Genomic DNA, 15,039 nt, shown 5'->3' on the forward strand with positions numbered 1-15,039 from the left:
GGCGGGTCAGCCCCGGATCATCCGCCGCAGCACCGCGTCGCGCAGCACGAAATGGTGGCGCAGCGCCGCGCCGGCGTGGACGAGCAGCAGAAGCGTCAGCGCCGCCGCGCCGCCGGTGTGGATCGCGCGGAACGCCGCTTCGAGCCCCGCATCGCCGGGGACGAAGGGGTCCGGCATCTCGAACAGGCCGAAGACCATGTTGCGCACGCCGTACATGTCCTGAAGCGGCGAGGCCGACGCCATCAGCCAGCCGCTGACCGGGAGCGCGATCATCAGCGCGTAGAGCGCCCAATGCGCGGCGACCCCCGCCGCCTTCTCCCAGCGCGGACCCTCCGGCGGGGCCGGGGCGACGGGGTTGGCCATCCGCCACGCCAGCCGCAGCGCCGCCAGCCCGAAGACCAGCGCGCCCCAGCTCTTGTGGGTCTGCGTCAGCGCGAAGCGCGCGTAGAGGTCGTCGACGAAATTCGCCATCCAGAGACCTAGGCCCAGCTGGAACAGGATGATCGCCGCCACCGCCCAGTGCAGCAGGCGGGCGGGCCATCCCCAGCCGGTATCGGTGTTGCGCAGGCTCATGCTCGCCTCCTCGCGGTCACTACTCGGGCGCCGGGCGCAGCGCGAGCGCGAAGCGCACGGTCACCGCGTCGCCGATGTCGAGCACGACGTCCGACAGGCCGAGCCCGAGGTCGAAGTCGCGCCGGTTGACGGTCAGGGCGCCGCTCGCCGTCGCGGTCGTCTCGCCCAGCGTCAGGGCGAGCGGCGCGCGGATGATCACCGTCGACCCCTTGATGGTCAGATCGCCGAGCGCCGTCCAGTCTCCCTCCGTCCCCTCCAGCCGCGCGAGACGGTAGCGCGCGGCCGGATGATTGGCCGCGTCGAACCATTCGGGGCCTTGCGCGAAGGCGGTCTCGACCGGGTGCTCCAGCTTCAGCCCGCGCGCGGCGATGCGGACTTCCATCCGCGCCGCTTCCGGCGCGTCGGGGTCGAACACGCCCTCGCCCTCGACCTCGGCGAAGCGCCCGGTCCGCGTCTCGCCGTTCAGCGCGTATTCGAAGACGATCTCGGACGCCTCCCCGTCGAGCCGCCAGTCGACCGGCCCGGCCTGCGCCGAAGCGCCCAGCGCCAGCGCGGCGAGCGTCGCTGCGATCCGCCTCATCGGGGTTCCTCCGCTCCGGCGACGGGCAGTCCGCCCGCCGCAGAAGCAAGGTAGGGCGATCAGCGCTGTCTGGTGATCTCGAAATCGGCGCGGACCGGGATCACGTCGAACGCGCCGCTGGCGAAATTCATGCCGTGCTCGGCGCGCACGATCTCGCCGGTCACGGCGAAGCCCGCCACGGTGATCTCGGGGTTGAAGGGCGAGGGGGCGAGCTTGTTCATCGTCGCCGCGAAGGTCGTCTCGCGGGTCACGCCGCGCAGTGTGAGGTCGCCGGTGATCTCGAAGGCGTTCTCGCCCGTGGGGGTCACGCGCGTCGAGACGAAGGTGATCTCGGGGTGGCTGGCGACGTCGAGGAAGTCGGCGTTGCGCAGATGCGTGTCGCGCGGCTCCCAGGCGGTGTCGATGGACGACGCGTCGATCACGATGCGCACTTCGGCCGAGGAGAAATCCTCAGGGTCCAGCGCGACGTCGATGTCGAAGGCGCGGAACTGGCCGTGCACCATCGAAAAGCCGAGATGGTCGGCGGTGAAGGTCACATGGGCGTGGCTCTTGTCGAGCTCCCAGCCCTCCGCGAAGGCGGGGGCGGCGAGAGCGGCGGCGAAGGCGGCGGCGATCAGACTGTGGCGCATGGGACATCTCCTGGGGGAAATCAGATGGACCAGAGATAACTCATGCCGTTGGGGCGACAAAGAAGCACGTAAGGGAAAGATCGTTTCCATTTCCGGTGTAACGGGGCGTGCGACGGCGCCGCGCCCCTCGGCTCGGCTTGTCGCCTCGCATCCACCCGTTAACATGGAAGGATGTTCGACGCCCTCCTTCCCCGCGCGACGCCCCGCGTCGCGCCGCTGTCCGCCGCCGCCGCGGGGCGGCGCCTGCGTCGCGCCGCGCGGCCGTGAGCGGCGTGCTCGGACTGGCGGCGCGCCGGCTCGCGTTCGGGGTTGGAACGCTGCTGGCCGTGTCGCTGCTGATCTTCGGGGCCGTCGAGCTGTTGCCGGGCGATCTCGCCGAGCAGGTGCTGGGACGGTCGGCGACCGAGGAGACGGCGCAGGCGCTGCGCGTGAAGCTCGGCCTCGACCGCCCGGCCTGGGAGCGCTACGGCGACTGGCTCGGCGGCGCGCTGCGGGGCGAGTTCGGCGTCTCGCTGACCAACGGCCGCGCCGTCGCCGAGCAGATCGGGCCGAGGCTCGCCAATACGCTGTTCCTTGCGCTCTACGCCGCTGCGATCGCCACGCCGCTCGCGCTGGCGCTGGGGCTGATGGCGGCGCTCTGGCGCGACACGATCTTCGACCGCGTCGCCAATGTCGCGACGCTGACGGCGATCTCGAGCCCGGAATTCTTCCTCGGCTACATCCTCGTGCTGGCGCTGGCGGTGCAGACGCCCCTCTTTCCCGCCATCGCCACGGTCAATCCCGAGATGGGATTCTTCGAGCGGCTGCACCGCACGACGCTGCCGGCGCTGACGCTCACGCTGGTGGTCACCGCGCACATGATGCGGATGACGCGCGCAGCGGTCGTGAACCTGCTGGCGAGCCCCTATATCGAGATGGCGCGGCTGAAAGGGGCCTCGCCCGCGCGGGTGATCCTGCGCCACGCCCTGCCGAACGCGCTGGCGCCGATCATCTCGGTTGTCGCGCTCAACCTCGCCTATCTGATCACGGGGGTCGTGCTGGTGGAGGTGGTGTTCGCCTATCCCGGGGTTGGGCAACTGCTGGTGGACAGCGTGTCCAAGCGCGACTTTCCGGTGGTGCAGGCGTGCTGCCTGATCTTCGCGGCGACCTACATCATGCTCAACATCCTCGCCGATCTGGGCGCGATCCTGTCGAATCCGCGGCTGAGGCGGCCCGGATGAAGGGCGCGGCGTGAGCGTCGGCCTCGTCCTCTGGCTCGGCGGAGGGTTCGTCGCGGCGATGGCGTTCGCGCTCGCGTTGCGATGGGGCGCGGCCCGCGCCGGGGGCGGCGAGACCGCTATGCCGCTCACGGCGGCCTTCGGGCTGGTGGTCGTGGCGCTCTACCTCGCAACTGCGGCCTTCGCGCCGCTCATCGCGCCCTTCGGCGAGGCGGAGGTGGTGGGCGCCGCCTACGCCCCGCCCGACGCGCGGATGCGGCTGGGCGGCGACCAGCTCGGGCGCGACCTGTTCAGCCGGCTGATCTACGGCGCGCGCAACACGGTCGGCGTCGCGCTGCTGACCACCGCCATCGCCTTTTCGGTCGGGGCGCTGCTGGGGATCGCGGCGGCGTTGCGCGGCGGCTGGGTCGATCAGGGGCTCGGGCGGCTGGCGGACCTTCTGCTGTCGATCCCGCAACTCGTCTTCGCGCTGCTGCTGCTGACGATTCTCGGCCCCGGCATGGCCAATCTGATCCTCGTGATCGCGCTCCTTTACGCGCCGCTGGTGTTCCGGCTCGCGCGGGCGGTGGCGGGGGGGATCGTGGTGACGGATTATGTCGCGGCGGCGCGGCTGCGCGGCGAGAGCGCGTGGCATCTGGTGGCGCGCGAGATCCTGCCCAACGCGGCGGCGCCGCTGGCGGCGGAGTTCGGGCTGCGCTTCTGCTTCGTCTTCCTCGCCATCGCCGGGCTGTCCTTTCTCGGGATCGGCGTCCAGCCGCCGACCGCCGACTGGGGCTCGATGGTGCGCGAGAACGCCACCTTGATCTCCTTCGGCGAAATCACCCCTCTGATCCCCGCCGGCGCCATCGCCCTGCTGACGGTGGCGGTGAATTTCGTGGTGGACTGGCTGCTGCGCCGGTCCTCCGGGCTGGAGGGCTGAGCGATGGCCGACGCGCCGCTGCTGCGCATCGAGGGCCTGCGCGTCGAAGGCGGCGCCGGGGCGGGGCGCGTCGAGATCCTCAAGGGCGTGAGCCTCAGCCTGCGACGCGGCGAAGTCATGGGGATCATCGGCGAATCGGGCGCGGGCAAGTCCACGCTCGGCCTCGCGGCGATGGGCTATGCGCGCGAGGGCTGCCGGATCGCGGGCGGGCGCATCGTGTTCGACGGGCGCGAACTGACCGAAGCTTCGGAGGCGGAGCTGCGGGCGCTGCGCGGGGCGCGGATCGCTTACGTCGCGCAATCGGCGGCGGCGAGCTTCAACCCCGCCCACAAGCTGATCGACCAGCATGTCGAAGCGCCGGTGATCCACGGGCTCGCCTCGCGCGCCGACAGCATGGCGGATGCGGTCGCGCTCTATCGCCGGCTGCGGCTGCCCAACCCCGAGGAGATCGGCTTCCGCTATCCCCATCAGGTCTCGGGCGGTCAGCTGCAGCGCTGCATGACCGCGATGGCGATGGCCTGCCGGCCCGATCTGATCGTGTTCGACGAGCCGACCACCGCGCTCGACGTCACCACCCAGATCGAAGTGCTGACCGCGATCCGCGACATCGTGCGCCGCTTCGACACGGCGGCGCTCTACATCACCCACGACCTCGCCGTGGTGGCGCAGATGGCCGACGTGATCAAGGTGCTGCGCCACGGCGAGGAGGTCGAGACGGCGCCGGCGCGCCAGATGCTCGCCGCCCCGCGCGAGGCCTATACGCGGTCTCTCTGGGCGGTGCGCGGCTTCCGCCGAGACGCGCAGCCCGCCCCCGCGGTCGGGGAAGCGCCGGTGCTGGAGCTGCGGGGCGTCTCGGCCTCCTATGGCGGGACGCGGGCGCTGTGCGAGGTGTCCTTCGCGGCGCATCGCGGTCGGACGCTGGCGTTGGTGGGGGAGTCGGGCTCGGGCAAGTCCACCGCGGCGCGCGCGGCGGCGGGGCTGCTGACGCCCGATTCGGGCGAGACGCTGCTCGACGGGGAGGTCCTCGCCCCGAGCTATCGCCGCCGGACGCAGGACCAGCTGCGCCGCATCCAGATGATCTGGCAGAGCGCCGACACCGCGCTCAATCCGCGGCGGCGGTTGCGCGACATCGTCGGGCGGCCCGCGGCGCTGCATCGCGGCCTGCGGGGGCGGGCGCTGCGGCGGCGGGTGGACGAACTGCTCGACCAGATCGAGCTCGACCCCGCCGCCTTCCGCGACCGCTACCCGCCGGAGCTGTCGGGTGGGCAGAAGCAGCGCGTCGGCATCGCCCGCGCGCTCGCCGCCGAGCCGGACGTGGTGATCTGCGACGAAGTCACCAGCGCGCTCGACCAGATCGTCGCCGAAGGAATCCTGCGGCTGCTCGACCGGCTGCAGCGCGAGCTCGGGCTGGCGCTGGTGTTCATCACCCACGATCTGGCGACGGTGCGCGCCATCGCCGACGACGTCGTGGTGATGCAGGGCGGGCGGGTGGTCGAGGCGGGTCCGAAGGCCGCGATGCTGAGCCCGCCGCATCACCCCTACACGGCGAAGCTGCTGGCGAGCGTGCCGGAGATGGACCCGGACTGGCTCGACCGGCTCCTCGCTGCGCGCGGCGAGGCGCTCTCGGGCGCGCAGCCGGCGCTCGGTCGGTGAACCGGCGCCTTTTGGTCGTGCGACGACCGGTCTTGCCCTGCAACGCGCGCCGCGCCTGATTCGCCATCGACCCGCCGCTTTTCCGCCTATAGAAAAGGCGGTGCGTGACAAATCCGTCGCATCCGGAGAAAAAACGGGAGGTTCCATGTTCGGTTTCCACCAGCTGCTCGCAGGCTTCGTCGCCGGCGCGGCCGTCGCCGCGACTATGAGCGCCGCGCCAGCCCTCGCGCAGGACAAGACGGGCTGGCCGACCAACTTCACCATCGGCACGGCCAGCCAGGGCGGCACCTACTTCGTCTATGGCGCGGGCTGGGCGAACCTGATCACCGAGGCGCTCGGCGTGCCCAACAGCGCCGAGGCGACCGACGGGCCGATCCAGAACGCCGCCGGCATCCAGCTCGGCGACTATGATTTCGGCATGGTCACGATGGGCCCGGCGCGCGACGCCTGGACCGGCAACAGCCCGCTGGCGCCGGGCGTCAAGCATGACAAGCTGCGCGCGCTGTTCCCGATGTATCAGACCGGCTTCCACTTCATCGCGCTGAAGAGCTCGGGCATCACGACCCTGTCGGACGTGCCGGATGGCGCGCGCGTCGGCGTCGGCCCGCAGGGCGGCACGCCGGGCACCTACATCCCGCAGATCTTCGAGGCGCTCGGCAAGACCATCACCGTGCAGTATGGCGGCGCGGCGGACCTCGCGGGCCAGTTGCAGGACGGCCAGATCGACGTGTTCGGCTTCGCCGCCGGCGTGCCCTTCCCCGCCTTCGCGCAGGTCGAGGCGCAGGTGGCGGTCAACTTCATCGGTTTCACCGACGAGGAGATGGCGAAGGTCGTCGAGGCGCTGCCGGTGAGCCCGTTCAAGATCCCCTCCACCGCCTATTCCTCGCTGGAGGAGGATCAGAACTCGGTCGCGATGTGGAACTTCGCCGTCGCTTCGGCCGATCTGCCGGAGAGCTTCGTGTACGAAGTGACCAAGGCCATCATGACCAATCACGACAAGATGATGAGCATCCACAAGTCGTCCTCCGAAACCCTGCCGGAGAATTTCGACAAGAACACCTTCCTGCCGTGGCATCCGGGCGCGGCGCGCTGGTTCGAGGAGAACGGCTTCGCGATACCCGCCGATCTGAAGGGCTGACGCCCTTCCGCACGGCCCGCCGACGAGGTCCGGCGCGCGCTGCGCCGGGCCTCCCATCATAACAATGGGGAGGAAAGGCGATGGCGGATGCGACGCGCAAGATCGACGCTGCCGGGGCCGACGACGAGCCGCCGGCGGGGTATGAGAGGATTTTCGACGTCAAGGTCGCCAGCTGGGCGATGCAGATCGCCTGCGTGGCCTACGCAGCTTGGCATCTCTGGGTGCTCAACGTCGCGCCGCTCGAGACGCTGACATTCCGGATCATTCATGTCGCCGGCGCTCTCTGCATCGGCTTTCTGCTCGCCCGACCGGGGCTCGGGCGCGGAACGCTGCCCAAGCCGGCGGCGGCGGCGCTCGACGTCGTCTCGCTCGCATTGGTCGGCCATGCGCTGGCGCGGCTCGCCTATGCGCAGATCCATGTCTCCGGCGGCGGCGCGATGGAGCCGTGGGTGTTCGCCGGTTTCGGCGAAAGCCTGACCGCGGGGATCGCGGTCGCGATCGTCGCGGGCTGGTTCTCGCCGCCGCGCGAGACGGTGTTCCCCTGGCGCGACCTGATCCTCGTCGGCGCCACGATCGCGGTGGCGTGGTTCATGCTGTTCGGTTTCGAGCACATGGCGCTGCGGCTGCGCGCGGGCACCGGCTTCGCCGATCCGCAGAACGGCTGGACGGCGCTCGCCGGCGTGATGCTGATCCTCGAACTGACGCGCCGTGTGGCGGGGCTCGCGCTGGTGGTGATCTCGGCCGTGTTCATCTCCTACGCCTTCACCGGGCCCTTTCTGCCGGGGTTCCTCGAGCACAAGGGCTACGAGATCTGGCGCTTCTTCAGCTATCTCTACACCGGAAACGGGATTCTGGGGCCGACGACGGCGGTCTCCTCGACCTACATCATCCTGTTCATCATCTTCGCGGCCTTTCTGCAGGCCTCGCGCGTCGGCGAGTATTTCGTGAACTTCGCCTTCGCCGCCGCCGGCCATGCGCGCGGCGGCCCCGCCAAGGTCGCGGTGTTCGCCTCGGGGCTGATGGGGATGATCAACGGCACCTCGGCGGGGAACGTGGTGGCGACCGGCTCGCTGACCATCCCGCTGATGAAGAAAGTCGGCTACAAGCCGCAGACGGCTGCAGCCGTCGAGGCGGGGGCGTCGACGGGCGGCCAGATCATGCCGCCGATCATGGGCGCCGGCGCCTTCATCATGGCCGAGATCACTGGCATCCCCTACACCGAACTCGTCGTCGCCGCGCTGATCCCCGCGGTGCTCTACTTCACCTCGATCTATTTCATGGTGGATTTCGAGGCGCGGCGCCTCGGCATGAAAGGGTTGCCGCGCGACGAACTGCCGGTGTTCAGGGAGCTCGCCAAGAAGGCGTTCCTGTTCATTCCGATCTTCATTCTGATCTTCGCGCTCTATTCGGGCTATTCGGTGATCCGCGCCGGGGCCTACGCCACCGCCTCGGCGGCGATCGTCAGCTGGCTCACCCCGCATGCGATGGGGCCGCGCAAGCTGTGGGACGCGCTGGCGCTGGCGGCGCGGATGAGCATCCAGATCATCGCGGTCTGCGCCTGCGCGGGCATCATCGTCGGCGTCATCGCGATGACCGGGGTGGGGTCGCGCTTCTCGTCGCTGCTGCTGGGGCTCGCCGAGCACAGCCAGCTGCTCGCGCTCTTCTTCGCCATGCTGATCGCGATCATTCTCGGCATGGGGATGCCGACCACGGCGGCCTATGCGGTGGCGGCGTCGGTGGTGGCGCCGGGGCTGGTCGATCTCGGCATCCAGCCGCTCATCGCGCATTTCTTCGTCTTTTACTACGCGGTGGTCTCGGCGATCACGCCGCCTGTGGCGCTGGCGGCCTATGCGGGCGCGGCGATCGCGGGGTCCGAGCCGATGAAGACCTCGGTCGAGAGCTTCAAGATCGGGCTCGCGGCTTTCATCGTGCCCTTCATGTTCTTCTACTCGCCGGGGCTGCTGATGGAGGGCGAGTGGCTTGTGGTGCTGCGCAACTTCCTGACGGCGACGGCCGGGGTCTATCTGCTGTCGGCGGCGGTGACGGGCTATCTGCGGGCGCCGCTGAACCTGGCGCTGCGCGTCGCGGTGCTGGCGGCGGCGATGCTGATGATCTCCGGCGGTCTGCTGACCGATCTGATCGGGGTCGGGGTCGGGCTCGGCGTCTGGGCGCTGCAGAGCCGTCAGGCGGCGCCGCGCCCCGCCGAGTAGGGCGCGAGCCAGCCGAGGCCGTCCTCGGTGCGGGCGGCGGGGCGGTACTCCGCCCCGACCCACCCCGCATAGCCGATGCGGTCCAACTCCGCCATCAGCCAGTCGAGCCGCGTTTCGCCCCTGTCCGGCTCGGCGCGGTCGGGGACGCCCGCGATCTGGACATGGCCGATCGCGGAGCCGAGCGCCTCGATCCGGCGGGTGAGGTCGCCCTCCATGATCTGGAGGTGGTAGAGGTCGAGCTGGAGCGACAGGTTCGGCGCCCCGACCGCCTCGATCACGCGCAGCGCGTCCTCTGTGCGGCTCAAATGATAGCCGGGCATGTCGCGGCTGTTGATCGGCTCGATGGCGAACAGACGCTCCGGCGCGCTGGCGCAGGCGCGGCGCAAGTTGGCGACATAGGTCGCGCGCGCCGCGGCGCCCTCGGCGATCCCGGCCATGATGTGTATGCGTCCGGCGCCGAGCGCGTCCGCCGTGGCCAGCGCCGTCTCCAGAGCGGCCTCGAAGCGCGCCTCCGCGCCGGGGAGGGCGGCGAGGCCGCGCTCGCCCGCAGCCCAGTCGCCCGGCGGCGCGTTGATCAGGACGAGCGGCAGGCCGGCTGCGTCGAGCGCCGCGCGCAGATCCTCCGCCGCCGCGTCGTAGGGAAACAGACTTTCGACGCCCGAGAAGCCGGCCTCGGCGGCGGCTGCGGCGCGCGCGAGCAGCGGGCGCTCGGTGAACAGCCACGAGATGTTGGCGGCGAAACGCGGCATCGACGGCTCCCTCGGTCAGGCGGGCAGGGCGTCGGCGCGCAGCCAGTCGACGAGCGCCGCGCCGAGCTGTCCGCGCGCGCGCGCCGACACGAAGACGCCGATATGGCCCGCGTCGAGCGTCAGGGCGCGGCATGGGGCGCGGGTCAGCAGCGGCGCGAGCGCCAGCGAACAGGGCGGCGGCACGATGTGGTCGCGCCGCCCGCAGACGATGAGGGTCGGCGCGGCGATCTCGCGCAGGTCCACGGCGCGGCCGTCGAGGATCAGGTCGCCCGCGATGAGCAGGTTGTCGCGATAGCAGTCGCACAGCATCTGACGCGCCGCCTCGCCGGGATGGTGCGGGCGGTCGGCGATCCAGCGCTCCATGCGCAGGAAGGCGCGCAAGGCGGCGGGGTCGTCGGCGGTGGCGACCAGCTGCGAGGTGTATTTTCGGCGGCTGCGCACCGGAGTTAGGGCGTGGAAGGCCGAGCCCATCGCACCGCCGGGCAACCCGCCCAGCGCGTCGACGAGGCCTTCGAGCGTTTCCCGGTCGATGGCGCGGATCCAGCGCGGCAAAAGGGCGGCGGGGTCGGCGTGGAAGTCGATGGGGGTGACGATCAGCGCGAGGCCGGCGAGGGTTTCGGGATCGCGGGCGGCGAGGCAGGCCCCGAACACGCCGCCTTCGCAGACCCCGAGCAGCGCGGGGCGGCGGCTGGTCGCCTCCGTCACATGGGCGACGCATCCGGCGAGCAGGTCGTCCACGCAATCGGCGAGGCTCACGAAGCGCTCAGCCCGGCCCGGCGCGCCCCAGTCGAGGCTGAAGAGGTCGACCCCGCGCTCCAGCAGGTCGCGGGCCAGCGAGCGGTCCGCGTCGAGATCGGTCATGGTGGGGCGTCCGACCAGACCATGCGCGACGATCAACGGCGGCAGGCGCGGATCGGCGGCGGCGCGCGGGCGGTAGCGGCGCAGGGTGAGCTTGTCGCGCCGGAAAACCGGGTCTGACGGTGTGGGGCCGATGGCGATCTCCGCCTCCTCGACGGCGGCGAGGGCGGCGACCGCGCGCCAGAACCGGGCCGGCGCGTCGAGGGCGGGTAAAACGGCGGCGCTCATCTGCGTCCGAGCTCGCGTTTGAGCGCGCGCAGCTCGCGCCGCAGCTCGGTCAGCCCGCGGTGCAGGTCGTCCACTTCGCGCCGGGTCGGCAGGGCGCGCGACTCGCACCAGGCCTCGACCATCGCGGTCTCCACGTCGCGCAGCGCGACCGCGGCGGCGAGCAGGCGCGCCTGCGAGACGATGAAGGCCCCGCTCGCGTGCAGCGCGTCGAGTTCGGCGGCGGCTTCGGCTTCCCACAGCGCCTGGAGCCGCTCGGGCGCCAGCGGCGGGTCGGCGCTCGCGGCGCGGGCGGCGCGCTCGACGAGGCGGGTCCACGCGGCGCCGACGAGGCGGCGATGGGCGGCGCGGGCGCGCCGCAGGGCGCGCCAGGCTTGCGTCGCCGGCAGCCCCGCCCGGCCCATTTCGGCGAGCTCCGAGGGCGGCGGGCCGTCTATCAGCCGGCGCAAGGCTGGGTCGACGGCGTCCTCGCCGGCGAAGAGCCAGCAGCCGGGGTCGAGCAGCCGCGCCAGCGTCTCGGCTCCGGTCGCGCTGCGCGCGGCGGCGCTCGCGCGCTCGGCGCTGGCGCGCCAGAGCGCGCTTTGCGTCTGAAGCGCCCCCCAGAGCGCGTCGGCGTCGTCGGCCTCGACCGCGAGGGCTTCGGCGGCGGCGGCCTGGGCGCGGGCGAGCGCCGACCAGCCTTCGGACCAGCCTTTCAGCAGGGCGTCGACGCCGGATGCGCCTTGATCGTTTACGTTCTCGCCGCCGCCGTCCATCGCCTCGGCGCGTCTCAGAAGCCCACGGCGATCAGCGCCTGCGTCAGTCGGTCGATGCCCGCCGCGTTCAGCCCGGCGATGTTGATGCGGCTGTCGCCGATCATGTAGACGCCGTGCGCCTCGCGCAGCGTCTCCACCTGCTCGGGCGTCGCGCCGAGCAGGCTGAACATGCCGCGATGGCGGGCGAGGAAGTCGTAGCCGTCTGAGTTGGTCCGGGCGCGCAACGCATCCGCGAGGCCGGTGCGCAGGGTCAGCATCCGCAGGCGCATCGACTCCAGCTCCGCGGCCCAGTCGGTGCGCAATTCGGGGTCGTTCAGGATCATGGCGACGGCTGCGGCGCCGTGATCGGGCGGCATCGACCAGTTGACGCGCGCGAGCAGCCCCATGTTGGCCTTGGCGAGGTCGGCCGCTTCGGGCGAGGCGGCCAGCGCCATCGCGCAGCCGACCCGCTCGCGATAGACGGCGAAGTTCTTGGAGCAGGAGGCGGCGACCAGCATTTCCGGCACGGAGGCGGCGAGGATGCGCACGCCTTGCGCGTCCTCCTCCAGCCCGTCGCCGAACCCCTGATAGGCGATGTCCACGAAGGGGGTGAAGCCGCGGTCCACGGCGAGCGCGGCGATGTCGCGCCAGTGCTCGGGCGTCAGGTTGGCGCCGGTGGGGTTGTGGCAGCAGCCATGCAGCAGCACCACGTCGCCGGGGCCGGCCTCCGACAAGGCGCTCCGCATCGCGTCGTAATCGACGTCGCGGGTCGCGGGGTCGAAATAGGGATAGGTGCGGAACTGCAGCCCGACCTGCCGCAGGATGCCCTGATGGTTGGGCCATGTCGGGTCGGAGAGCCAGACCGTCGCCCCGCGTTCGGCGCGGTGGATGAGCTCGCACAGCAGCCGCAGCGCGCCGCCGCCGCCGGGCGCCTGCGCCGCGCGCAACCGGTCTTTCGGCGCGGCGTCGCCGAAGACGAGGCCGAGCATCGCCGCGTTGAACGCCTCGTCGCCGGTCGGCGCGACATAGGTCTTGGTGGACTGCGCGGCGAGCAGGCGGCGCTCGGCCTCCTTGACCGCGCGCAGGATCACGGTCGCGCCCGCTTCGTCCTTGTAGACGCCCACGCCGAGATCGAGCTTGTCGGCGCGCGGATCGGCGCGGAAGGCGGCGCTGAGGGCGAGGATCTTGTCGGGCGGGGGCGTCTGGAGCGTCTCGAACATCGCTTCTTCTCCGTCTGCGGCGCGATTCGGGGCGTGAGCCAAGTCTTTTAGGCCTTTTGCGACGTCTGCGCAGGGGGCGGGGCGCGCTGTCGGGCTTGTCAGCGCGCCGAGGGCGGCGCATGAGCAACGTCTCGCCCGCATCCGACGACCGGAGCCTCCGCCATGCCCAGGCCAGACCGCGCCCACCTCCTGCGCTGGGGCGCGACGCTCGCGCTGGGCGGCGCCGGCGGCTGGGTCGCCACGCGGATCGGGGCTCCCCTGCCCTGGCTGCTCGGCGCGCTCGCGGCCACTGGCGCCGCGGCGGCGCTCAAGCTGCGCGTCGCCGGCGGGCCGGTCGCGTTTCCCAACGGCCCCCGGCTCGTCTTCATCCCGGTGATCGGGGTTCTGATCGGCGGGGCCTTCACGCCCGACACGCTCGCGCAAATGCCGCTCTGGTGGCCGGCGCTGCTGTCGGTGCTGCTGTTCGTGCCGGCGGCGCATGCGGCGAACTATGCGGTGTTCCGCCGGCTCGGCGGGCTCGACCGTCCGACGTCGTTCTACGCGGGGATGCCGGGCGGGCTGATCGAGTCGATCGAACTGGGGTCCGCGCGCGGGGCGGACCCGGCGCTCGTCACGGTGCTTCAATTCGCCCGGATCGCGCTGGTGGTGACGGCGCTGCCGCTGATCTTCTCGGTGGCCGAAGGGCAGGCGGTGGGCAGCGCGGGCGGCGCGCGGATCGAGGGGCACGGGCCGCTGACCCTGCGCGAGGCGGCGTTTCTTGCGCTGATCGGAGCGGCGGGTTTCTTCGGCGCGCGGGCGGTCAGGCTGCCGGCGGGCCAGATCCTCGGTCCGGTGATCCTGAGCGCGGCGGCGCATGGCGCGGGGCTGACCGACGCCGCGCCGCCGCAATGGCTGGTGTCGCTCGCGCAGGTGGTGATCGGGACCGGGCTCGGGCAGCGCTTCTCCGGCGTGGACGGGCGGACTCTGCGGCGCTGCTTCGCGCTGTCGGGCGCGTCGGTGGCGGCGATGCTGGCGATCGGCGCGGCGATCGCGCTGGCGATCGACGCGTTGGGTGTGGCGTCTTTCGCGGTGATGCTGTTGGCGCTGGCGCCGGGCGGCGTGGTCGAGATGGGGCTGATCGCGCTGTCGCTGTCGGCGAGTCCGATCTTCGTGACGGCCCATCACCTCGTGCGGATCGTGGCGACGGTGGTCGTCGCGCTCTGGGCCTGGCGCTGGCTGACACGCCACGGATGATCGCCGGGGATCGGCGCGCGCTGCGCGCGCGTGCGGCATTGAGCCCTTGCGGTGAAAGAATATTGCGCAATCAGCGCAATCGCCGTATCGCTCAGGCCGGCATGCGATCCGAGTGATCGCGGTGAACAAGCAAACTGCGCGCGGAGTTTTCTCTTGAAACGGGAAGCAACGCGGAAGCGCCGCAGGCCTTGCGCGGTCGGCGGTTCGGGGACAGGAAGGGGAGTTGCATGAAAATCGAGACGGACGGGGCGGCCTACTGGAAGGCCAACATGAACCTCGTGAAGATCAGTCTGATCATCTGGGCGCTGGTGTCGTTCGGCTTCGGGATCCTGCTGCGCCCGTTGCTGTCGGGCGTTGCGGTCGGCGGGACGGATCTCGGCTTCTGGTTCGCCCAGCAAGGGTCGATCCTCGTGTTTCTGGTGCTGATCTTCTTCTACGCCTGGCGCATGAACGCGCTCGACAAGAAGTTCGGCTGCGACGAAGAATAATCCGGCGACAGGAAATACGGGAAACACGCAATGGATCAGTTTACTCTAAATCTGCTCGTCGTGGGCTTCACCTTCGCGATCTATATCGGGATCGCGATCTGGGCGCGCGCCGGATCGACAGCAGAATTTTACGCGGCGGGTCGCGGCGTTCACCCGGTGACGAACGGCATGGCGACCGCCGCGGACTGGATGTCGGCCGCTTCCTTCATCTCGATGGCCGGCCTGATCGCCTTCGTCGGCTATGACAACTCGACCTTCCTGATGGGCTGGACCGGCGGCTACGTTCTGCTCGCCATGCTGCTCGCGCCCTATCTGCGCAAATTCGGCAAGTTCACCGTGCCCGAGTTCATCGGCGACCGCTTCTACAGCACCACCGCGCGCATGGTGGCCGTGATCTGCCTCATCGTCGCCTCGGTGACCTACGTCATCGGGCAGATGACCGGCGTCGGGGTGACGTTCGCGCGCTTCCTCGAGGTGGACAGCGCGACCGGCCTCTACATCGGCGCGGTGATCGTGTTCGCCTATGCGGTGCTCGGCGGCATGAAGGGCATCACCTACACGCAGGTCGCCCAGTACGTCGTGCTGATCACCGCCTACACGATCCCGGCGATCT

The 15,039-nt window shown here is 70.9% G+C and carries 15 protein-coding genes; 8 read left to right on the forward strand and 7 right to left on the reverse strand.

The window, feature by feature from the left end; translation table 11 throughout:
* Window positions 1-6 precede the first annotated feature (6 nt).
* From V7Q31_RS00685 to V7Q31_RS00695, 3 genes are read right to left on the reverse strand one after another with little or no spacing between them, the layout of a single operon-like run.
* Window positions 7-573, reverse strand: coding sequence for a cytochrome b (locus V7Q31_RS00685; protein WP_333831732.1), 567 nt, complete (start codon window positions 571-573; stop codon window positions 7-9).
* A 19-nt stretch (window positions 574-592) separates the two neighbouring features.
* Window positions 593-1,153 (reverse strand): YceI family protein, encoded by a 561-nt coding sequence (locus V7Q31_RS00690; RefSeq protein WP_333831733.1) that lies wholly within the window; start codon window positions 1,151-1,153, stop codon window positions 593-595.
* A 59-nt stretch (window positions 1,154-1,212) separates the two neighbouring features.
* Window positions 1,213-1,782, reverse strand: coding sequence for a YceI family protein (locus V7Q31_RS00695; RefSeq protein WP_333831734.1), 570 nt, complete (start codon window positions 1,780-1,782; stop codon window positions 1,213-1,215).
* Window positions 1,783-2,045: 263 nt separating this feature from the next.
* Here V7Q31_RS00695 and V7Q31_RS00700 point away from each other — a divergent pair, with 263 nt between their 5' ends.
* The 5 genes from V7Q31_RS00700 (at window position 2,046) to V7Q31_RS00720 (ending at window position 8,919) form a co-directional block, all read left to right on the forward strand.
* Window positions 2,046-3,002, forward strand: a complete 957-nt coding sequence (locus V7Q31_RS00700; protein ID WP_333831735.1) for an ABC transporter permease — start codon at window positions 2,046-2,048, stop codon at window positions 3,000-3,002.
* A gap of 118 nt (window positions 3,003-3,120) precedes the next feature.
* Window positions 3,121-3,918 carry an ABC transporter permease gene (locus V7Q31_RS00705; protein ID WP_442976264.1) on the forward strand — a complete coding sequence of 266 codons (798 nt, stop codon included), beginning with the start codon at window positions 3,121-3,123 and terminating at the stop codon, window positions 3,916-3,918.
* Between the two features lie 3 nt (window positions 3,919-3,921).
* Window positions 3,922-5,571, forward strand: coding sequence for an ABC transporter ATP-binding protein (locus V7Q31_RS00710; protein WP_333831737.1), 1,650 nt, complete (start codon window positions 3,922-3,924; stop codon window positions 5,569-5,571).
* Window positions 5,572-5,716: 145 nt separating this feature from the next.
* Complete coding sequence (locus V7Q31_RS00715; protein WP_333831738.1) at window positions 5,717-6,709, forward strand: TAXI family TRAP transporter solute-binding subunit; 993 nt, start codon at window positions 5,717-5,719, stop codon at window positions 6,707-6,709.
* Between the two features lie 80 nt (window positions 6,710-6,789).
* A complete protein-coding gene (locus V7Q31_RS00720; RefSeq protein WP_333831739.1) occupies window positions 6,790-8,919 on the forward strand; it encodes a TRAP transporter permease in 2,130 nt (709 codons plus the stop codon).
* On the opposite strand, the gene V7Q31_RS00725 is transcribed toward V7Q31_RS00720, so the two are convergent.
* Genes V7Q31_RS00725 through V7Q31_RS00740 form a run of 4 tightly spaced genes read right to left on the reverse strand, consistent with a single transcriptional unit; the run spans window position 8,892 to window position 12,705 of the window.
* Entirely contained in the window at window positions 8,892-9,668 is a 777-nt protein-coding gene (locus V7Q31_RS00725) for a hydroxypyruvate isomerase family protein (protein ID WP_333831740.1), read from the reverse strand. The two genes, V7Q31_RS00720 and V7Q31_RS00725, sit on opposite strands and share 28 nt — an antisense overlap.
* Before the next feature lie 15 nt (window positions 9,669-9,683).
* Window positions 9,684-10,754, reverse strand: a complete 1,071-nt coding sequence (locus V7Q31_RS00730; protein WP_333831741.1) for an alpha/beta fold hydrolase — start codon at window positions 10,752-10,754, stop codon at window positions 9,684-9,686.
* Window positions 10,751-11,506: a poly(R)-hydroxyalkanoic acid synthase subunit PhaE gene (locus V7Q31_RS00735; protein WP_333831742.1), complete on the reverse strand. Its 756-nt coding sequence runs from the start codon at window positions 11,504-11,506 to the stop codon at window positions 10,751-10,753. Before V7Q31_RS00735 ends, V7Q31_RS00730 begins: the two co-directional genes overlap by 4 nt.
* Before the next feature lie 14 nt (window positions 11,507-11,520).
* Complete coding sequence (locus V7Q31_RS00740; protein WP_333831743.1) at window positions 11,521-12,705, reverse strand: amino acid aminotransferase; 1,185 nt, start codon at window positions 12,703-12,705, stop codon at window positions 11,521-11,523.
* 162 nt (window positions 12,706-12,867) lie between these two features.
* On the opposite strand from V7Q31_RS00740, the gene V7Q31_RS00745 reads away from it, so the two are divergent.
* From V7Q31_RS00745 to V7Q31_RS00755, 3 genes are all read left to right on the forward strand, one after another.
* Window positions 12,868-13,938, forward strand: a complete 1,071-nt coding sequence (locus tag V7Q31_RS00745; protein ID WP_333831744.1) for an AbrB family transcriptional regulator — start codon at window positions 12,868-12,870, stop codon at window positions 13,936-13,938.
* Window positions 13,939-14,165: 227 nt separating this feature from the next.
* Complete coding sequence (locus V7Q31_RS00750; protein ID WP_333831745.1) at window positions 14,166-14,426, forward strand: DUF4212 domain-containing protein; 261 nt, start codon at window positions 14,166-14,168, stop codon at window positions 14,424-14,426.
* 30 nt (window positions 14,427-14,456) lie between these two features.
* The coding region (locus V7Q31_RS00755) for a VC_2705 family sodium/solute symporter (protein WP_333831746.1) at window positions 14,457-15,039 on the forward strand (583 nt) is incomplete at its 3' end.

Source organism: Rubrimonas sp. (assembly GCF_036788415.1).
In the GTDB taxonomy this organism is placed as follows: domain Bacteria; phylum Pseudomonadota; class Alphaproteobacteria; order Rhodobacterales; family Rhodobacteraceae; genus Rubrimonas.